Source organism: Sphingobium sp. SYK-6, from assembly GCF_000283515.1.
Classification (GTDB): Bacteria; Pseudomonadota; Alphaproteobacteria; order Sphingomonadales; family Sphingomonadaceae; genus Sphingobium; species Sphingobium lignivorans.
Genome location: NC_015976.1, coordinates 412,332 through 431,622, shown reverse-complemented (window position 1 = coordinate 431,622; position 19,291 = coordinate 412,332). Strand labels below are relative to the sequence as shown.

The 19,291-nt window shown below is 68.1% G+C and carries 19 protein-coding genes, 1 tRNA gene and 1 riboswitch; of the genes, 9 read left to right on the top strand and 11 right to left on the bottom strand.

Annotation, left to right across the window (positions count from 1 at the left end; all coding sequences use genetic code 11):
* Positions 1-61: 61 nt before the first annotated feature.
* Positions 62-135: riboswitch (cyclic di-GMP riboswitch) on the bottom strand.
* 390 nt (positions 136-525) lie between these two features.
* Together SLG_RS21585 and SLG_RS02075 are read right to left on the bottom strand one after the other, a co-directional pair.
* Entirely contained in the window at positions 526-702 is a 177-nt protein-coding gene (locus SLG_RS21585) for a hypothetical protein (RefSeq protein ID WP_014074748.1), read from the bottom strand.
* Positions 703-1,230: 528 nt separating this feature from the next.
* Positions 1,231-1,317 (bottom strand) — tRNA-Leu (locus tag SLG_RS02075).
* Between the two features lie 362 nt (positions 1,318-1,679).
* Between SLG_RS02075 and SLG_RS02070 the strand changes: the two genes are divergently transcribed.
* The gene (locus tag SLG_RS02070; protein ID WP_014074747.1) at positions 1,680-3,056 is read left to right on the top strand and encodes an MATE family efflux transporter; all 1,377 of its coding nucleotides are present in this window, start codon (positions 1,680-1,682) and stop codon (positions 3,054-3,056) included.
* On the opposite strand, the gene SLG_RS02065 is transcribed toward SLG_RS02070, so the two are convergent.
* Entirely contained in the window at positions 3,031-3,930 is a 900-nt protein-coding gene (locus SLG_RS02065) for a zinc-ribbon domain-containing protein (protein WP_014074746.1), read from the bottom strand. The genes SLG_RS02070 and SLG_RS02065 overlap by 26 nt on opposite strands.
* A gap of 170 nt (positions 3,931-4,100) precedes the next feature.
* On the opposite strand from SLG_RS02065, the gene ftsE reads away from it, so the two are divergent.
* From ftsE to SLG_RS02040, 5 genes are all read left to right on the top strand, one after another.
* A complete protein-coding gene (gene ftsE, locus SLG_RS02060; RefSeq protein WP_014074745.1) occupies positions 4,101-4,811 on the top strand; it encodes a cell division ATP-binding protein FtsE in 711 nt (236 codons plus the stop codon).
* Positions 4,812-4,814: 3 nt separating this feature from the next.
* Entirely contained in the window at positions 4,815-5,729 is a 915-nt protein-coding gene (locus SLG_RS02055; protein ID WP_014074744.1) for a cell division protein FtsX, read from the top strand.
* Positions 5,726-6,256 (top strand): YdcF family protein, encoded by a 531-nt coding sequence (locus tag SLG_RS02050; RefSeq protein ID WP_014074743.1) that lies wholly within the window; start codon positions 5,726-5,728, stop codon positions 6,254-6,256. The genes SLG_RS02055 and SLG_RS02050 overlap by 4 nt, the downstream gene beginning before the upstream one ends.
* Positions 6,257-6,267: 11 nt before the next feature.
* Positions 6,268-7,005 carry a lysophospholipid acyltransferase family protein gene (locus SLG_RS02045; protein WP_014074742.1) on the top strand — a complete coding sequence of 246 codons (738 nt, stop codon included), beginning with the start codon at positions 6,268-6,270 and terminating at the stop codon, positions 7,003-7,005.
* A gap of 206 nt (positions 7,006-7,211) precedes the next feature.
* Positions 7,212-7,997 (top strand): DUF1134 domain-containing protein, encoded by a 786-nt coding sequence (locus SLG_RS02040; RefSeq protein WP_041392403.1) that lies wholly within the window; start codon positions 7,212-7,214, stop codon positions 7,995-7,997.
* Between the two features lie 74 nt (positions 7,998-8,071).
* Here SLG_RS02040 and SLG_RS02035 read toward each other — a convergent pair whose 3' ends face one another.
* Positions 8,072-8,833 carry an SIMPL domain-containing protein gene (locus SLG_RS02035; protein ID WP_014074740.1) on the bottom strand — a complete coding sequence of 254 codons (762 nt, stop codon included), beginning with the start codon at positions 8,831-8,833 and terminating at the stop codon, positions 8,072-8,074.
* A 186-nt stretch (positions 8,834-9,019) separates the two neighbouring features.
* Between SLG_RS02035 and yghU the strand changes: the two genes are divergently transcribed.
* Positions 9,020-9,919, top strand: a complete 900-nt coding sequence (gene yghU / locus SLG_RS02030; RefSeq protein WP_014074739.1) for a glutathione-dependent disulfide-bond oxidoreductase — start codon at positions 9,020-9,022, stop codon at positions 9,917-9,919.
* A gap of 45 nt (positions 9,920-9,964) precedes the next feature.
* Here yghU and SLG_RS02025 read toward each other — a convergent pair whose 3' ends face one another.
* Positions 9,965-11,410: an MFS transporter gene (locus tag SLG_RS02025; protein ID WP_014074738.1), complete on the bottom strand. Its 1,446-nt coding sequence runs from the start codon at positions 11,408-11,410 to the stop codon at positions 9,965-9,967.
* Positions 11,411-11,548: 138 nt separating this feature from the next.
* Here SLG_RS02025 and SLG_RS02020 point away from each other — a divergent pair, with 138 nt between their 5' ends.
* Complete coding sequence (locus tag SLG_RS02020; protein WP_014074737.1) at positions 11,549-13,633, top strand: AsmA family protein; 2,085 nt, start codon at positions 11,549-11,551, stop codon at positions 13,631-13,633.
* A 33-nt stretch (positions 13,634-13,666) separates the two neighbouring features.
* Here SLG_RS02020 and SLG_RS02015 read toward each other — a convergent pair whose 3' ends face one another.
* The 6 genes from SLG_RS02015 to SLG_RS01990 all read right to left on the bottom strand — a co-directional run bounded on the left by SLG_RS02015 (position 13,667) and on the right by SLG_RS01990 (position 18,823).
* Positions 13,667-15,010, bottom strand: coding sequence for an RluA family pseudouridine synthase (locus tag SLG_RS02015; RefSeq protein ID WP_014074736.1), 1,344 nt, complete (start codon positions 15,008-15,010; stop codon positions 13,667-13,669).
* Complete coding sequence (crcB, locus tag SLG_RS02010) at positions 15,007-15,390, bottom strand: fluoride efflux transporter CrcB (RefSeq protein ID WP_014074735.1); 384 nt, start codon at positions 15,388-15,390, stop codon at positions 15,007-15,009. The genes SLG_RS02015 and crcB overlap by 4 nt, the downstream gene beginning before the upstream one ends.
* A gap of 127 nt (positions 15,391-15,517) precedes the next feature.
* Complete coding sequence (locus SLG_RS02005) at positions 15,518-15,973, bottom strand: hypothetical protein (protein WP_041391678.1); 456 nt, start codon at positions 15,971-15,973, stop codon at positions 15,518-15,520.
* On the bottom strand, positions 15,963-16,598 hold the full coding sequence (locus SLG_RS02000; RefSeq protein WP_014074733.1) for a hypothetical protein: 636 nt from the start codon (positions 16,596-16,598) through the stop codon (positions 15,963-15,965). The genes SLG_RS02005 and SLG_RS02000 overlap by 11 nt, the downstream gene beginning before the upstream one ends.
* Positions 16,599-16,905: 307 nt before the next feature.
* Complete coding sequence (rpoH, locus tag SLG_RS01995; RefSeq protein ID WP_014074732.1) at positions 16,906-17,808, bottom strand: RNA polymerase sigma factor RpoH; 903 nt, start codon at positions 17,806-17,808, stop codon at positions 16,906-16,908.
* Between the two features lie 61 nt (positions 17,809-17,869).
* The gene (locus tag SLG_RS01990) at positions 17,870-18,823 is read right to left on the bottom strand and encodes an RluA family pseudouridine synthase (RefSeq protein ID WP_014074731.1); all 954 of its coding nucleotides are present in this window, start codon (positions 18,821-18,823) and stop codon (positions 17,870-17,872) included.
* 15 nt (positions 18,824-18,838) lie between these two features.
* Here SLG_RS01990 and SLG_RS01985 point away from each other — a divergent pair, with 15 nt between their 5' ends.
* Positions 18,839-19,249, top strand: a complete 411-nt coding sequence (locus SLG_RS01985; RefSeq protein ID WP_014074730.1) for a Mov34/MPN/PAD-1 family protein — start codon at positions 18,839-18,841, stop codon at positions 19,247-19,249.
* The last annotated feature ends 42 nt before the right edge of the window (positions 19,250-19,291 follow it).

Sequence of the window (19,291 nt, the reverse complement as noted above, 5' to 3'; positions counted from 1 at the left end):
CAGGCTGGCCGGATCGAACCGTCATTCAGATGCAGTAATTACAGCAGTGCTCAGCTTGTCCTCCGGCAACCCCGCTACCCCATGGGGCCGGAGGCTTTGCGTCCCGCCGTTACCGACGGTTTGCCCTTGGCGAAGGCAACAAGCGCCAGAAAATTGGAGCCGCCGACTTCTTGAGTTTCCGCTAATGATATTTGATCGTCGGTCAACTATAAAAGCGTCGGCCAGAGCATCCCCTCAAGTTTCACGAAAGCGCATCCAACGTCCCTGCGCCGTAGCGTCGCGACCCTGTTGTTGGATGTTCCAACGACAATCCGTCCCACGCCGGCAGAGCAGCGACCGCCTGTCGTCAGGAGGTGGCATCAGTCCGTGCGAACCGGGCTCCACGAGCCATAATCGCCGGTGGGAAAGATGCGCTTCGGGCATGAGGGATTGCCACCTGGCCAGTGCGGCTCCGTGTCGTTGCCTGCAAACTTGTCGGCCAATGAGATGGCTGCGATTGGCCGACGCTCCAATCGATTACAGCGGCTAGCTTGGGCACGGGATGCCGCTCACGTCGGGCACTCTCTGAAACAGTGAAAGGTCAGGCTGCGCGAGCGTCAGCTTCCTGGGAAAGATGATCGTGCGTTCGACGGTCGCTTCGTTGGCGGTTTGCTTCGCCTGATTGGGGGAAATCGCCCCGGCCAGCGCGAAGGCAAGGATCAATGCTGCTGAGGTAGAACACTAGGGCGGATTGACGTTCAGGCGAGGAGCACGCTCTGCCGTACGGTTTCTGTCGGCAGGGACTGGGTCATCGGCGTTTCCCGCAGAATGGACAGGCTCACGCACGAAGGTTCCTTCACCCGTTCCCCTGCCCCAGGGCCCTGGCTATGACTTCCATTCGCTGCGTTGCATCTTTGCGGGCGCGGAGCGCGTGCGGGACGAAACGCGCGTTGCGATCCTGTCCGAGCGGATTCGCTGCTGAAGCGACAACTTGCTTGGAAGTCGACGGCGCTCACCAGCGATGTGCTCGTCCGGTTGAGCAAACTCATTCGGGATAAGTTCGGGAGGATAGCGCTCAACAAAAGCGAAACCATGCTCGCATGTTCGTCGAGGAGGTGGTGGTTTCCGCATGCCCGGGCGCCGACACCAAGACTGGGTCACTATCAGGGTGGCAGAACTCTACCCTCGAAACCGCTGCCATCTCGGCAGCGGCGTCAAAGGAGAGCCAAATGCCCATCTTTGACCCGGGATTGGTGCGGTCGAGAAGACTCGAACTTCCACGGGCTTTCGCCCACAACGACCTCAACGTTGCGCGTCTACCAGTTCCGCCACGACCGCACATCAGGAGGGTTGGAAGCCGGTCGGCTCCCAGGTAGGCGGCGGCCATTAGCAAAGCGTCATGCGCTATGCAACTGTCGAAAATCATGTTCTCGAACATGGCGTCCCGCGCCCCGCGCGCGGCTTGACTTCGCCGGACGGCCGGGCGATCCGGCGCCCCTCGCCGATGCGTGTTTCCGGACCGGCGGGCGATATGCCGAGCGCGCGCCCGATGCAGCGACACAGAACAGGAGAGTATTCGCCATGCCGAACCTTCCGCGCGCCTGCGCCGCGATCGGCCCCTCCCTGCGCGCCCCTCGCGCCCGGCCGCTGCCTGCGCGCGGCTGAGAAGCGGTAACCACGCCCCGGATGACACCCCTGGAATGAAGACCACCGAGCACGCCCCATCCCCCCGGGATTCGCTTCTGCAGGAAGCACGGCGCATCTCGCGCCTCGCCTGGCCCATCGTCCTCACCAATCTCAACTGGACGATCATGCATCTGATCGACGTGACCGTCGTCGGATTCGCGGGCACGCACGAGCTGGGCGGGCTGGCGGCTGGGCGGGCAGTGATGTTCGTGATCCTCATGCTGCTGCTGAGCGGCCTCTCGGGCATCATCGTGTTCACAAGCCGGGCGGACGGCGCCGGCGACCTGCCGCGCACCGGCGCGCTCTGGCGGGAAGCCGTGCTCGCGGGCCTGCTGCTGGGCATTCCCAGTGCCCTCATGATCGGGCTGACTGCCCGCCCGCTGCTCGCGCTCACCGGCGTGGCGCCCGATCTGGTCGCGCCCGGCGCCGCAGTGCTGGGCGCCATGATGCTGGGGCTGCCGGGGCAGATGCTCTCGATCGCCTGCGCCTTCTTTCTGGAAGGCGTGAGCGCGCCGCGCCGGGTGCTCATCGTCAATCTCATGACCCTGCCGGTCAACGCGCTGCTGGCCTGGGCCATGACGCTGGGCCATCTCGGGATGCCGGCCATGGGCGCGGTGGGCGCCGCGCTCGCGACCTCGATCACGAGCACATTGGGCGGACTGGCGATGGCGATCATGGCGTGGACCCTGCCGAGCGCCCATGCCCGGCAGATCCGGCGGACCGACCTGCGCGCCTGGCGGGAGGCGCTGGCCGGCTTCCCCGCGATCGTGCGCTTCGGCGTCGTGCCGGGCGTGGGCGCGGCGATGGAAGTGCTCGGCTTCTCGTTCCTGATGATCCTCTCCACCCGCATGGGGGAAATCATCGCCGGCGGCTTCCAGGTGATGCTCTCGCTGCACAATATCGGCTTCGCGCTCGCGCTGGGGCTGGGATCGGCAGCGGGCGTGCGCGTCGGCAATGCGGTGGGTGCGGGCGAGCCATGGGCGGCGCGGTCACGCACGCTCATCGCCTGCGGCCTCTCGACCGTGGTGATGGGCGCGGTGGTGCTCGTCTATCTCCTGTTCGCCGGGCCGATCGTCAATGCTCTCACGGCCGATCACGCCGTCGCGCGCGAAGCGATCCTCATGGTCATGATCCTCGCGCCGTTCATCCTGTGCGACGGGCTGCAGGCCATTCTGGTCGCGGCGCTGCGTTCATTGGGCGATCAGGTCATGGCGGGCGTCAACGGCATCATCGCCTTCTTCGGCATCATGTCGCTCGCCGGCTGGGCGGCGTGGACGCTGGCATGGGGATCGGCAGGGCTGGCGATCGCGTCCGCGCTGGGCATGGTCGCCGCCATGCTGCTGCAGGGCGGCCGCTTCTGGTTCGTCAGCTCGCGCTATCGACGAACCTGAGCTCCAGATTGCGGGCATTCTTGGGAATGTCGAGCCGGCTTTCGGAGACGCGCGCTTCCTCGTTGGGCTTCAGGCGGGACTTGTCCGCCTTGGTCATCCAGCTGAACACCAGACGCCCCTGATCGTCCCTCAGCTCGACCACCACCGGCGGCACCGGCAGTTCCTGATCGGTATCGTTGAGGATGCGCGCGCTGAACGCGAAATATTCCTCGCCCGTGGGCAGGTTGCGCCGCTCGGGCGGCTTGGGCAGGTAGAAGACGAGGCCGGCTTCATCCTGCCGGGCCGAAAGGCCCAGATTCACGGCCCATGACGGCGGCCCGAAATAGACCAGCGCCGCGCCCGCGGCACTGACGAGCAGGAAGAAGACGATCGCGCCGATCGTCCAGAGCTTCGCCGGGTTGCGGCGGCGACGGACGGGCGCCTCATAGGCCTCGTCGGGATAATGGACGAACTCCTCGGGCGCCGGCTGCCGTGCGGCCACGGGCGCGGCGTCCACCGGATCATGGCGCGGAACGGCCTGCTCCGCCGTGACGGGGGCCGGCGATGCCTCGGGCTCCCGCTGGACCGGGGGCGCGGTTTCGGGGGCGGGGAAAGGCGGCTCAGGCGCGGCAGGCTCGGGTACGGCCGGCGCCGACACGGGCGGGAAGGCAGCAGCGACATCCGGCTGCACAGGCGGCATGGGCTGCGCGGGCGCCGGAGACGCCGGCACGGCGCTGGCCGGTTCCGCCGGGGCCGGCTCCGGCCGCTGGATCTCGATGCCTTCCTGGAACCAGTTATGCCGGCATGCCGCGCAGCGGACCTGCCGCCCGGACGAACCGATGGCGCTATCAGGGACGACATATCGCGTGGCGCATTGCGGACAGATGAGGATCATTTGGCGCCCATAAACACCGCTTTTCGCAGGAGAGCAAGGGAGCGTTTGCCGGTATGGCACGCGTGGGCGCGCTTCGCCTTGCCCGCACCGGGAGCCTGTGCCATGCACGCCGCGATAGTCCGCGGGCGCGGCAGACAAGCGCCCGCAAAATGGGGATATGCAGCGCCGCGATGGCAAGGATTGTCCAGTTCGAGAATGTCGGGCTGCGCTACGGGCCCGGCCCCGAGACGCTGTCGGACCTGACCTTCTCGCTCGATGAGGGGGCGTTCTACTTCCTCACCGGGGCATCCGGCGCGGGCAAGACGTCGCTGCTCAAGCTGCTCTATCTCGCGCAACGGCCGAGCCGCGGGGCGATCCGCCTGTTCGACGCGGATGTCGTGACGCTGCCGCGCGCGCGTCTCCCCGGCTTTCGCCGCCGGATCGGCGTCGTCTTCCAGGATTTCCGGCTGGTGCCGCACCTCTCCGCCTTCGACAATATCGCGCTCCCCCTGCGCATCGCGGGCGTGACCGACGACCAGCTTCGCCCGCCGGTGGAGGAAATGCTCCATTGGGTCGGGCTGACCGACCGGGCCCGCGCGCTCCCCGCGACCCTCTCGGGCGGCGAGCAGCAGCGCGTCGCCATCGCGCGCGCCGTGATCGGCCGACCCGAACTGCTGGTCGCCGACGAGCCGACCGGCAACGTGGACGTCGACATGGCGGCGCGGCTCATCACGCTGTTCGAGGCGCTCAACAAGCTGGGCACCACCATCGTCGTCGCGACGCACGACCTCAATCTGCTCGGCAAGGTGAGCGATGCCCAGATGCTGCGGCTGGAGAAGGGCCGGCTCGCCGAACCCGCCGATGGCCTTCATTATCCCCCGCGCCCCGCCGGAGCCGACTGAGCCATGGCGCGCGAGCAGAAAGAGATGCCCAACAAGCCCTATGCGCCCGGCTCGCTGCTGCCGCAGGGGCGGCTGACCGGGCCCATGCCCTGGGTCATCGCCATCATGATGTTCCTGACGGTGCTGGCGGCGGCGGCCGGCATCGCGCTCAACCATGCCGCCTTCGCCTTGCGCGCGGACGTCTCCGATCGCCTGACCATCCAGATCGCGGAAGCCGACCCGGAAGTGCGGGGCCGCGCGGTCCGGAGCGTCGTGACGCTGCTGGAGCAGACCGAAGGCGTAGGCAATGTCGAGGTCATTCCGGAGGCGCGCCTCGCCGCGCAGCTCACCCCTTGGCTCGGCAGCGATCTCAGGATCAGCGACATCCCCCTCCCGGCGCTGATCGACGCGGATCTCGTCGCCTCCCGCACGGAACGGGACAGCCGGATCGCGGATCTCGACAAGGCCGTGAAGGCGATCAGCGCGCAGGCCCGCGTGGAACCGCACGCGGCCTATCTTGCCCCGCTCGCGCGGCTGGTCGGGGCGATCGGCCTCCTCTCCTTCGGCGTGGTGGCGCTCGTCGCGATCGCGACCGGCGCCGTGGTCGTGCTGGCGGCGCGCGGCGCCCATGCGACGCACCGGGGCACCATCGACATCATACACATGCTGGGCGCGACCGACGCGCAGGTCGTCCGCCTGTTCCAGCAGCGGATGATGCTCGACGCGCTGTTCGGCGCCGTCATCGGCTTCACCTGCGCCATCGCCGTCATCATCCTGGTCGGCCGGTCGATGGCGGCAGTCGCCTCGGACCTTATCCAGAGCGTTTCCCTGCCCGGCTTCGCGTGGGTGCTGCTGCCACTGCTGCCGCTCGCCGGCGTGGCGGTGGCCTGGCTCTCCGCGCGCGTCACGCTGCAGCGCGCGCTGCAACGGTCGCTATGACCCGGCGGCTGATCGCCCTCATGCTGCTGGTCTGGGCGCTGGGCTTCGCCTGGTTCGCGCTGCTGCTGCCCCAGCCGCGCGGCGACGAGCCGACCGACGCCATCGTGGTCCTCACCGGATCGGCCGGGCGGATCGATCGGGGCCTCGCCCTGCTGCGTCGCAAGCAGAGCGAGAAGCTGCTCGTTTCCGGCGTCGACCGGGATGTCCGCCGCGTGGAATTCGCCGCGGCCTATGATGTTCCGCAAGAGCTGATGGACTGCTGCGTCACGCTCGGCCGCGAGGCGATCGACACCCGCTCAAACGCCGTGGAAACCAGCCAGTGGCTCGCGCGAAACAAATATCGCTCGGTGCGGATCATCACCGCGGACTGGCACATGCGCCGGGCGCGGTACGAGCTCTCGCGCCAGATCGAGGGCCCCGTGACCATCGTCCCCGATGCGGTGCGGTCCAATCCCAGCCTGATGGTCCTGCTGCGCGAATATCACAAATATCTGCTTCGCCGCGCCGCCGGCCTCCTCGGCGTCTGAGCGCCATCGATATGCCGCCGCTTTCGCCGCCAGCGCTCGTCGTCACGTTCCTGAGGTCAGTGCTGTTCGCCCTGCTGTTCTACTGCCTGACCGTCGTGATGCTCATGGTAGCGCTGGTCATGATGGCCATTCGCGCGCGCACCGTCGCGCCGGCGGCGGAGGCATGGGCCAGGATGCACCGGCTGCTCGTGCGCCATGTGCTCGGGCAGAAGATCGTGGTGGAAGGCCGGCTGCCGGACGAGCCCCGCTTCATCGTCTGCAAGCATGAATCGATGTTCGAGACGCTGGATGCGCTCTGCCTCTTCCGCCGCCCCGTCATCGCGGCCAAGGCCGAGCTGGGGCGGATCCCGGTGTGGGGGGCAGTGGCGCGCGCTTACGGGCTGATTATCGTCGATCGCAACGGCGGCGCGAGCGCGCTGCGGGCGATCCGCACGAAAGCACGGGCCGCCTTCGCGGCGGGGCGGCCGGTGATCTTCTATCCCGAAGGGACGCGCGTTCCGCACGGGGAATGTCCGGACCTGCGGTCGGGCTTCGCCGGACTCTATGCCGTGCTCGATTGCCCGGTCGTCCCGATCGCCGTGGACAGCGGCCGGCTGTCGCCGCGCAACAGCTTCCTCAAGCGCGCGGGCACGATCACGTACCGGATCGGCGAGGTCATCCCGACCGGACTACCTCGCGCGGAGGCGGAAGCGCGCGTCCATGCCGCCATCAATGCCCTCAATCGCGAGGCGGCAGGCGAGCGCGCCTGAAGACGCGTTTCCCGCGACCGGCCGTGTGTCGCGGGAGGTGAGCCGTTGATCGAAAGGACTCGGTCCGGCGCGAAATCGATTCGCCTCGCCGTTCATTCATTGTCGTTTCATGTCGCGCGGCGGATAGACGAGGAGTGAGAATGGGTCGCGCCTGCGCGCAGCTAATGATCGGCCGACCGGCCGGGGAGAATTATGAAATGAACCGGATGACGTCAGCGCTCCGTCACTGGACAAGACTTGCCGTGGCGGCGACGATCGCGACCGGACTGGCGGCAGCACCGGCCGCCGCGCAGGTCGGCACTGTCGATCCGAACACCGCGATCGATGCCGATCTGGCGCCCGGCGCGCCGGCCAGCGACGCCACCGTCCCGACTCCGCCGGCCTATGAGGACGAGGCGGACCTTCCGCCTCCGCCCCCGCCACCCGCGTCGGAAACCGCAACGACCCCGCCCGCCTCGCCGCCCACCGCTTCGGCGGCGGCGGCCGGCGTCCCCGCCAATGCAGCGGCGAGCACCTATCAGCAGGACGACCTCATCGGCGCGGCGGAAGGCGTGTTCGGCAAGGGCGCCGAGGGCCTCGCCGGCATGATCGAGAACATCCTGAAGGATCAGGGCGAGCCCGTCGCCTATATCGCCGGGCGCGAAGCCTCGGGCGCCATCGGCGTGGGCCTGCGCTATGGCTCGGGCACGCTTTTCCACAAGATCGAGGGCCAGCGGGACGTCTACTGGACCGGCCCCTCGCTGGGCTTCGACCTGGGGGGCAACGCCAGCAAGACCTTCGTGCTCGTCTACAATCTCTATGACAGCCAGAACCTCTACAAGCGCTTCCCCGCCGGCGAGGGCACGGCCTATCTCGTCGGCGGCTTCACGGCGAGCTACATGCGCTGGAAGGACGTCGTGATCATCCCGATCCGGCTCGGCGTGGGCTATCGCCTCGGCGTGAATGCCGGCTACATGAAGTTCAGCGAGAAGCGGCGCTGGATGCCCTTCTGAGGACAAGCCCGCCCCGAACCGTCTGACGACTGCTTCGAAGGCCGGTCATTCCAGGACGGCTGCCGCGCTTCCGATCAGGATCGGTCAGGTTGGATGGCATAGACCACTTGCACGCGCACCTGCGTTTCGATCGCACGGGGCTTCATGCCAATGGCCACTGGCGGCGGGGGCGGCGGTGCGGGCGGCGCGACGACCCCCTGCGCCGTGACGACGATCTCGTCATACGGACCCGGGCCGTTGAAGCTGAGGTTGGAAACGCTGATGACGCTACCAAGCTTGACGCCGGAGGCCCGGGCGATGGCTTCCGCCTGAAGCTTCGCTTCGGCCAGCGCCTCCGCGATCCCGCGCCGCCTTATCTCCTTGTCCTCCGCGAGGAAGAAGCGATCGATGCGGGGGTTGGTCGCGCCCAGGCGGCCGGCAAGCGACACCATCGTGCCGGCATCGTTCACAGCTGAGGTGCGCACCTCCACCTGAAGATCGGCTGTATAGCCCATGATCGCGCATTCGCCGGTGGAGAGCTGCGGATTACCATAGTTGCGATTGCAGTCGCGCCCACGCACCTCGGCGATTGCGACCTGCGCGGCGCGCAGCTCGGATTGGCCGGAGACGCCTGCCAGCCCCTTCTCGATCGCATCCCGCTTCGCCACCATGGCGCGCACGGCCTCGTCGCTTGTCGCGCCCTCGCCATGAACGGAAAAGCTCACCACGGCACGGTCAGGCGGGCTCGGGATCGTCGCGGCACTCGTGACGACGATCTGGGGACGCGGCGCCTCGCCGGTCTGGGCGAGCGCGGCGCATGGCACGAGGATCGGGAGAAGGACGACAAGACGATGCATGGGAACCTCCAATGACGGTGATCCCAACCTACAAGGTTGCGAAGCGTTCGCAATAACCGATGAACCTTGCGTCCTAAAGAAGGGCTATTTCACTGCCTAGAATAGTCATCCGGCGCCACGGCTAGCCAGCGCCCCGCGAGACGCTAGACTGTTTGCCCATCAGCACGAGTCCTCAGGAGACGAGACATGGCCGACAGCGACCCCTCCATGAACCAGCCTACAGGCTATGTGCCGCCCAAGGTCTGGACCTGGGACAAGGAGAATGGCGGGCAGTTCTCCAACATCAATGCGCCGACGGCGGGCGCCCGGCAGGACGTCACGCTGCCTGTGGGCGAGCACCCCATCCAGCTCTATTCGCTGGGCACGCCGAACGGCCAGAAAGTCACCATCATGCTCGAGGAGCTGCTGGCGGCCGGTTTCGACGCGGAATATGATGCCTGGCTCATCAAGATCTACACCGGCGAGCAGTTCGGCAGCGACTTCGTCGCGATCAATCCCAACAGCAAGATCCCGGCGATGATGGACCATGGCTTGGACCCGCCATTGCGCCTGTTTGAGAGCGGATCGATGCTGGTCTATCTTGCCGAGAAGTTCGGCGCCTTCCTCCCCACCGAGATCCGCAAGCGCACCGAGACCTTCAACTGGCTGATGTGGCAGATGGGTTCGGCGCCATTCGTGGGCGGCGGATTCGGGCATTTCTATGCCTATGCGCCGTTCAAGATCGAATATGCGATCGACCGCTATGCCATGGAGACCAAGCGCCAGCTCGACGTGCTGGACAAGAACCTGGCCGACCGCGAGTTCATGATCGGCGACGAGATCACCATTGCGGACTTCGCCATCTTCCCCTGGTACGGATCGATCATGCGCGGCGGCTACAATGCGCAGGAATTCCTCTCCACCCATGAATATCGCAATGTCGATCGCTGGGTGACGCAGCTTTCCGAGCGCACCGGGGTCAAGCGGGGCCTGCTCGTGAACAGCGCCGGCCGGCCGGGCGGCGGCATCGCCGAGCGGCACAGCGCCGCCGATCTGGACGCGTCCATCAAGGCCGCCGAGCAAGAAGCCGCGAAGACCGAGGCCTGACCTGCCCGCCGCCTCCGGCAAGCTGGCCGGAGGCGGCGCAGGGCGTCAGTCGTCATCATGCCAGGAGAGCGGCCGTGCGACGCTCTCCAGCGGCTGGCGCTCGCTGCGCACGCCCAGCAGTGCGGCGACCAGCGCCGCCAGCCCCATGAGCGCGCTGGCGAAGAGATAGCCCAGCAGCACCTGGTCGCGCGATCCGCTCTCGATGAGCACGCTGAATGCCCAGGGCGCCATGACGCCGCCGATGGCGGTGCCGAACGCGTAGAAGATCGCGATGGCCAGCGCCCGCACTTCCAGCGGGAAACACTCCGCCACGGTGAGATAGGCCGATGAAGCCGCCGCCGAGGCGAAGAAGAAAGTGACGCTCCAGCACAGGGTCTGCGTCGTCGCATCGAGCATGCCCTGCTGGAACAGCAGGCCGGTCGCGGCCAGCAACAGGCCCGACATTCCATATGTGAACACGATCATCGTGCGCCGCCCGATCGTATCGAACAGGCGCCCCAGCAGCAGCGGGCCCAGCACGTTGCCGAGCGCGAAGGGCAGCACATAATAGCCCGCTTCTTCCGACGGGACGCCGTAGAAGTCCGTCAGCATCATGGCGTAAGTGAAGAAGATGGCATTGTAGAGAAAGGCCTGCGCCGCCATCAGGCAGAGCCCCAGCAGCGTGCGCTGCGGATAGAGGCGGAAGAGCGCCCCGAACACGTCGCGCAGCGGCGTATAGCGCCGGGCACGCAGCCGCGCCTGATGCGTCGGCGGCGGCAGGCTGTGCCCGGCCCGCTCGAATCCCGCCTCGATCTGCGAGACGATGCCTTCCGCTTTCTCGGCATGGCCATGGATGATGAGCCAGCGCGGGCTCTCGGGAATGTGCCGTCGCAAGAAGAGGATGACGAGGCCGATCGCCGCGCCGCCGAAGAAGGCCAGTCGCCAGCCCGTCTCCGGGTCCACGATGCGCGGATCGAGCAGGATGATCGAGGCACCGCCCGCCACCGCCGCCCCGATCCAGAAGCTGCCGTTGATGACGAGGTCCGTCCAGCCGCGCCGCCGCGCCGGGATGAGCTCCTGGATCGCGCTGTTGATCGCGCTATATTCCCCGCCGATGCCCGCGCCGGTGAGGAAGCGGAACAGCATGAAGCTGCCCAGATCCCAGGAAAAGGCCGTCGCGGCCGTGGCGACGAGATAAAGCAGGACCGTGATGCTGAAGAGCTTCTTGCGCCCCAGCCTGTCCGTCAGCCAGCCGAAGAACAGCGCGCCCAGCACCGCCCCGGCCAGATAGGCGCTGTTGGCGAGGCCCACGTCCGAGGCCGAGAATTGCAGCACCGGGCTCTCGCGCAGTGCCCCCGCGAGGGAGCCGGCGAGCGTGACTTCCAGCCCGTCGAGGATCCATGTGACGCCGAGCGCCACGACCACCAGCCAGTGGAAGCGCCCCCAGGGGAGCCTGTCCAGTCTCGCGGGAACGTCGGTCGTGATGACCGGGAACGATACGGGAGAAGACATGGCGCCATCATGGCCCCGGGATTAACCGATTGCAAATCTGCCCTTTCCTGGCGGCGAAGCGAACGGCTGGAGCGATGCGCCGATGGCCCTGCCGGGCACTCAGCCTGCGTTCAGCAACGAATCGCCAAAGGCAATGTCATGAGCGGTTCGTTCCCGTCCGGTTCCGCCGCGAACCTCCCCGCGCCCGCGCAGGGACTCTCCGAGGATGTCGGGGCCGGCTATTCGCATCAGCCCGATCCTCCACCAGCGCGCGCTGGCAAGCGCCGTCGCGGGCTGGTCTGGGCCGCCCTCGCCGTGCCCGCGATCGGCTGGACGGCGCTTTATGCCGGCGCGGCGACGCCGCTCAAGGGCGCGCTGGCGCGCGAGGCGAGCGCGGCGCTCAACCGCGAGGTCTCGATCGCTGGCCCGGTGCGCATCCTGCTCACGCCCCTCTCCGTCACTATCTCCGCCGCCGACGTGCGGATCGCCAATCCCGCATGGGCGCGCAGCGACACACTGCTCGATGTGAGCGATCTCACGGCCCGCTTCGCCACCTTCGATTTCCTTATCGGCCGCGCGGTGCCTCGTGCGCTCGCACTGCGCGGCGGAACGCTCGACCTCGAGCGCTCGGCGGACGGCAAGGCCATGAGCTGGGCGGACGGCCAGCGCGAGACAGCATACGACCTGACCGCGATCCGCCGCCTCGACGCGGACGGCGTGACGCTGCGCTATCACGATCCCGCCAGAGACGCGCAGGCACGGATCGCCCTTTCCGCCGGCGGGCCGGGCCTGATCGCCATGGCGGGCAACGGTACCGTCGCGGACGAGCGCTTCGCCATGCGGGGCACGCTGGAAACATCCGAGAGCCGCGACGCCGCCATCGATCTCAATGCCCGCATGCAGGGCCTCTCGCTGGCCCTGAGCGGGACGGCGGAGCGGCCCTCCGCCCTGGCGACCGCGCGCCTTCAGGCCCGGGCGGAAGGCGCCGACTTCGCGCGCCTTGCCGATCTTGCCGGCATCGCCTTGCCTGCCATGCCCGGCTATGCGCTGAGCGGGCAGCTCAGCCACGCGCCGCAAGGCTGGCTCTTCAGCCGGATCGAAGGCCGGATCGGGCGGACCGACATCAGCGGCAAGCTCACGCTGGACAAGCGCGGGGCACGGCCGCGCATCGTCGGGCGCCTCGCCTCACGGCAGCTCGATCTTGCGGATGCCCGCGCCCTGTTCGGCCTTCACGATGCCCCGCTCATCGAAGCGGACGCGCTCGGCCCCCTCGCCCCGACGCGCGCGCGGCTGATGCCCGATGCCAGCCTGTCGCCCGAAGCGCTTGGTCAGGTGGATGCGGTCGTGGACTATAGCGCCGCCGGCATCATCGGCACCACGCAGGCACCCCGGCACCTCACCATGCGGCTGGCGCTGGTGGGCGGCATCCTGCAGCTTTCCCCCGCCAGCGTCGACATGGCCGGCGGCTTCGTCTCGTCCGACCTGCTGGTCGACGCCCGCACCAGCCCGGCGCTGGTCCGCGCCGACATCCGCCTCTCGCCCACCCCGATGGGCCGGCTGCTGGACGATTGGGGCATTGCGCCTGCCGGAACGACCGTGATGGCAAAGGGCCGTGTCGAACTCACGGGGCGCGGCACGACATTGCGCGAGGCGCTCGGGCAGGCGAACGGTCGCATGGCGCTCGTCATTCCCGGCGGCGAGATGCGCACGCGGCGCGCCAGTGCCTCCGCGCTCGACATGGCGACGCTGAGCGAGGCGATGTTCCGCGACGAGGCCCAGCAGGCGACGGACGTGAATTGCGGCCTCATCGCCTTCACCGTGCGCAACGGGCTGGCGAGCGCCGACCCCATCCTCATCGATACCGGCGGACATGTGCTGTCCGGCAGCGGCTTCCTCGACCTGCGCGACGAATCCCTCAACCTGCGCCTGCAGGCAGATGGCAAACGCCTCGCCTTCTTCAGCCGCCCAAACCCGTTGCGCATCGCGGGCACGCTGGCGGACCCGCTGGTCGCACGCGAGCCGATCGCCTGGGCCAGCCCGGCCAGCTTCCTCGGCTTCACCTTCCCCCTGCCCAATCTGCGCGCGATGTTCGGCTTCGTCGATCCCGATCAGGCCCGGGCGCCCGCCTGCGGCCCGCTGCTGCGCGCCGCGCCGGCGGCCGCGCAACGCGACCGGGAAGCCACCGGCCAGCTTGCCCTCAACGAGGGACCCGCGACACGGCCCATGGGGCGAGCGCGGCGATAGATATCTGATCGCGGGCGCCGGGCGCAGCGCGCCTCAGCGCTTCTTTCCGCGTGAGCCGGGGGCCGGTGCGCCCGTGGTGCGGGGTCGGGCCTTTCCGCCTGATGGACGGCCATCCGCGGCCGGCTTGCCACCGGATTTGCCAGCCGCCGACCGGCCGGCCGCCGGTTTGCCCGTGCCCGGCTTGCTTCCCCCGGGTCGACCACCGCCGGGCTTGCCGCCACCCGGCTTGCCACCACCCGGCTTGCCACCTGGAGCACCCCCACCGGCGCGTGAGCGACGCTCGCCGCGCCGGGCCTTGCGCATGTCCTTGGCATGCTGGCTGGCGGCGCGCTTTTCCGCGACCTTCTTTTCGAACACGCTCGGCTGGCTATCCACTTCGAGCGGCAGGTCGCCCTCGGCGACGTCGAAGCCCAGGCTCGCGAGCGTCTCGGCGAAATGGGCCGGCGGGTCCGCCCGCACGTCCAGCGGCGAGCCGTCGGGATGATCGATGCGGATGCGGCGTGCGTGCAGATGCATCTTGCGGCTGATGGAGCCGCTCAGGAAGGCATCCTTGCCGCCATATTTCCCGTCGCCCACAATGGGATGGCCGATCGCCGCCATGTGGACGCGCAGCTGGTGCGTGCGCCCGGTATAGGGCTGGAGCTCGACCCAGGCGGCGCGGTTGCCCGCCCGCTCGATGATGCGATAGCGGCTGCGCGCGGGCATGCCGTTCTCCTCGTCGACATGCATCTTCTCGCCGCCGGTGCCCGGCTGCTTGGCGAGAGGCAGGTCGATGACGCCGTCCGCGACGTCGGGCACGCCCATCACGATCGCCCAGTAGACCTTGCGCGCGGTGCGCGAGGAAAAGGATTTCGCGAACTGCGCGGCGGCACGCGCCGTGCGCGCCAGCAGCAGCGCGCCGCTGGTGTCCTTGTCCAGCCGGTGGACGAGGCGTGGCCGGTCGTCCCGCTCGAACATCAGCGCGTCGAGAAGCCCGTCGACATGCTCATGCGTCTTGGTGCCGCCCTGCGTGGCGAGGCCGGGCGGCTTGTTGATGACGAGCGCCTGCGCATCGCGATGGATGACGAGGCTCTCGGCGAACGCCATCTGGTCCTCGCTCAGCACGGGCCGGGCGCGCGGCGTCCGGCCGGCCTTCTGGTCCGGCGCGGCCTCGAGCGGCGGCACGCGCAGCACTTGCCCTTCCTCGATCCGGTCGCCCGGCGTGGCGCGCGCGCCGTTCACGCGCAACTGGCCGGTCCGCGCCCAGCGCGAGACCGTGGCGAAGGACACATCGGGCATGTGTCGCTTGAACCAGCGGTCGAGGCGAATGCCGTCATCATCCGCAGCCACGGTGAACTGGCGCACGGCCGCCGGATCGCCTGCCTTGCCCCGGCTCATGACGCCACCGTCCGCATCGTCATCAGCCCCAGCGCCAGCGCGCTCGCGGCTGCCAGAACGGACACCAGCACATAAGCCAGCGCGGAAAGCCACGCACCCCGCTCGATCATGAGGATCGTCTCGAGGCTGAAGGCCGAGAAAGTCGTGAAGCCGCCGAGGATGCCCACGGCGACGAACAGGCGGATCGGCTCCGCCCCGGGCGCTGAACGGGCAGCGAGCCAGCCGACCAGCAAGCCCATGGCCAGACCGCCCAGCACATTGGCCGCCAGCGTTCCCCATGGCCAGCCGGGGCCCAGCAGGCGCAGGGCGCCACGGCCGAGTTGATAGCGCAGCCCGGCGCCGATCGCGCCGCCTGCCATGACGAGGAACATGTTCACCATGGCACGCCCCTAAAGCATCCGCGCGCAAAAGAGAATGCCGGCATCATTCAGCACGCGATCGGCCCGCAAGAGACCCATCCGGACCCGGACGCGCGGCGGAAAAACGGCGCGATCTGGGGGCCGGCGCTCAGGCCGGATCCGGCTCGCCGATCCATTCCTCCGCGAGAAAGACGTCCTGAAACGTCGCGAGATTGGGAACGTTGGCGACATGGCGGATCTGGAGCGCCAGCAGCGTCGTCGCGCAGACGACCGCCACGCGATCGGCCGCGCGATAAATGCGCGCCGTCCATGTCCGCATCAGGTCGGCGGTCTGAGCGGTCTGCACTGCCGCTTCCCGCAGGTTCACGAGCACCCGCACAGGGGCCCGCTCGCGCCGCAGCTTCAGGATGGTCTGTTCCAATGCGCGGAAATGCGCCTGCGCCTCATCGGGCGACCACAGCCCGGCGCCGAACACGCGCACGCAGCCGTCCCGCTCCCGCACCTCGAAGGCGAGATGCCCCCGGGCCGCCGGACTGAAGACGCGCATCGGCGCGCGTCCGGTACCAGGCTGGTCCGCCGCAGCGGCCAGCGGGTCATTCGGCATTGGCGATCACGTCCACGTCGGTCTGCCCGTCCTTGCCCGCGCGCGCGAAGACGACATAGGCCGCGCCGTCCTTCTCCCGCGTGCCGCCAAGCTGATGCTCGCCCTGGCTCAGCAGATGCTCGGCATCATAGCCCGCCCGGCGCGCCTGCGTGTAATAATAGTCCATGATCTGGTCGATGCCGGCGTCGGTCGCGAAGCTCACCACACGCAGGCGGCACTGTTCCCGGTCGATGCCCGCAGCCTCGGTCAGCCGGGCGCCGGGATAGAGCCGGAAAGGCCGGGGCATCCGCTCCGCCCATTCGGAACCCGACTTGAGATCGCTGGCGCAGCCGCCGGGCGCGGGCGCCGCACCGGTGCCCTCGCCGCGCCGGACGAAGCCACCGATCGTCGCGCGACCCGGGGTCTCGGCGGTTTCCTTCGCGGGGGGCGCCTTCTCGATCTTGCCGCCGGCCTCGGCGATGGCGATCGCATCGCTGGCATCGCCGGACAAGGCATCGCTGCCGTTGGTCAGCCGCGCGTCCAGTTCGGCGAGATTGTCCGCTTCCTTCGGCCCACCGCAGGCGGCAAGCAGCGCGAGGCCGCCGCAAAGGCAAAGCGACCGGAAATGAACGGCCATGGAGGTCATGACGGAAGGCTCCCAGAATGAGGAGCCTTCCCGTTAGCCGGAAATGCTTAACAGACCGCTAGGCGGCGTGGACAAATTCCGCGGCCATGGCAGGCACCATATCCCGCCATGAACGACGTCCTCCCGGACTTGATCCGGGATCCCGCTTCTCCCTGTTTCTCAAAGCAGGCCGGCCCCGGCAATCTTCAAGGCAGCGGGATCCCGGGTCAAGCCCGGGACGACCAAGGAAAATGGCTGAAAACTATGCTTCCGGCTCTCTCAAGGTCCGGAAATTTGTCCACGTCGCCTAGGGCCGTCCCACGCCGTTTCAGGCGGGAATGAGACGCTTCTCGCCGGCAATGCGCATCATCGCGCGCTGCAGCTTCTCGAAGGCGCGCACCTCGATCTGGCGGACCCGCTCGCGCGAGACGCCATAGACCTGCGAGAGCTCCTCAAGCGTCTTGGGCTCCTCCGCGAGGCGACGCTCCTGCAGGATGTGCCGTTCGCGATCGTTGAGGTCGTCCATGGCCGCCAGCAGCATGTCATGACGCACATTGCTTTCCTGCGCGTCCGCGATGCGCTCGTCCTGCAGCGGACGCTCGTCGGCCAGCCAGTCCTGCCACTGGCCCTCGCCATCCTCGTTCATCGAGACGTTGAGCGAGGTGTCGCCGCCCATCGCCATGCGGCGGTTCATCGAGATGACATCGTCCTCGGACACGCCGAGGTCGGTCGCGATCTTGGTCACGTCCTCGGGGCGCAGGTCGCCGTCCTCGAACGCTTCGATCTGGTTCTTCATGCGGCGCAGGTTGAAGAAGAGCTTCTTCTGCGCGGCCGTCGTGCCGATCTTGACGAGGCTCCACGAGCGCAGGATGAATTCCTGTATGGAGGCGCGGATCCACCACATCGCATAGGTCGCGAGGCGGAAGCCCCGGTCCGGCTCGAATTTCTTCACGCCCTGCATGAGGCCGATATTGCCTTCCGAGATCAGCTCGCTGACCGGCAGTCCATAGCCGCGATAGCCCATCGCGATCTTCGCCACGAGGCGCAGATGGCTGGTCACCAGCCGGGCGGCGGCTTCCGGATCGCCATGCTCCTGGTAGCGCTTGGCGAGCATATATTCTTCCTCGGGCTTGAGCACCGGGAACTTCCGGATCTCCGCCAGATAGCGGTTCAGGCTGGCATCGCTGCCAAGCGCCGGAATTGTCGCGGGGACATTGCTGCCATTACTCACGGACGTGATCCTTTTTCGTGTGACGCGGATGCAGGGGAGGATGCTGGCACCGCGTCGACTCCTATACGCGAAGATGACTGAACAGTTGCTGCATGTCATCCGTAATCGGACTATCGAACTGCACAGCCTTTCTTGTCACCGGGTGAACAAAACCCAGAAAGGCGGCATGAAGTGCCTGCCGCCGGAAGCCGAGTTCGCCGAGCAGTGCCTTGTGCGGGCCGCCCCGCGAATAAACGGGGTCGCCCAGCAGCGGATGGCCGATATGCGCCATGTGGACGCGCACCTGATGGGTGCGGCCGGTCTCCAGCCGGCACTCGATCAGCGCCGCGCGATCCAGCTTCTGCAGCGTGCGATAATGCGTCACGGCGTGCTTGCCGCGCCCGGCGCGCTGCACGGCCATTTTCTTGCGGTCGGCATCCGAGCGGCCGATCCACTGGTCCACCGTGCCGGCGGCAGGCGCGGGCACGCCGTTCACCAGCGCGAGATAGCGCCGCTCGATGCTGTGATCCTTGAACTGGCGGGCCAGCCCTTCATGCGCGGCATCGCTTTTCGCGACCACCAGCAGCCCGGACGTATCCTTGTCGATGCGATGGACGATGCCCGGGCGGGCGACGCCGCCGATGCCGGACAGGCGCCCGGCGCAATGATGCAGCAGCGCATTGACCAGCGTGCCGTCCGGATTGCCGGCGGCGGGGTGCACGACCATGCCGGCGGGCTTGTCGATGACGATGAGGTCCTCATCCTCATAGGGGATGACAAGCGCGATCTTCTGGGGCTGCGCTTCGGCCGGAGCGGCCTCGGGCACCGCGAGGGCGAAAGCCGTATCCGCCTTCACCTTGAGCGCCGGATCGCTGACCGGCCGTCCGCCGGGGCCCCGCACATGACCGGCAAGAATGAGCGCCTTCACCCGCTCGCGCGAGAGGGTCGGCACCAGCGTCGCGAGCGCACGGTCAAGCCGCACACCGGCAAGCGCCGGCGTGATCTCCGCCGAAAAGCTGACAACCCCCTCTGTCATGCTAGGAATGTGGGGATGAGCCTTGCCATTTCAACCACGCTTCTCGACCAGATTCGCGCCCATGCGCGCGCCGCTGCGCCACAGGAATGCTGCGGCCTGCTGCTCGGCACGGGCAGCGACGTGCATGCGATCGTGCCCGCCCGGAATGTCGCGGACGCGCCCCTCCATCGCTTCGAGATCGACCCGATCGTGCTGCTGCGCGCGCATCGCGCCGCGCGCGAAGGAGGGCCCGCCATCATCGGCCATTATCATTCGCATCCGGGCGGCGCGCCGTTCCCCTCGCTTGTGGACGCCGCCATGGCAGAGGGGCAAGGGGAATTCTGGCTGATCATGGGCGGGGAGGGCGCGATGAAGGCATGGCGCGCCCTGCCTTCGGGCAGTGTCCACGGGTGCTTCGAACCCGTCGAACTGAACCCCCTGCCCTAATGTCGGTCTTGCGCCCCCTGCGCCCGACCGGCATTAGGGCGC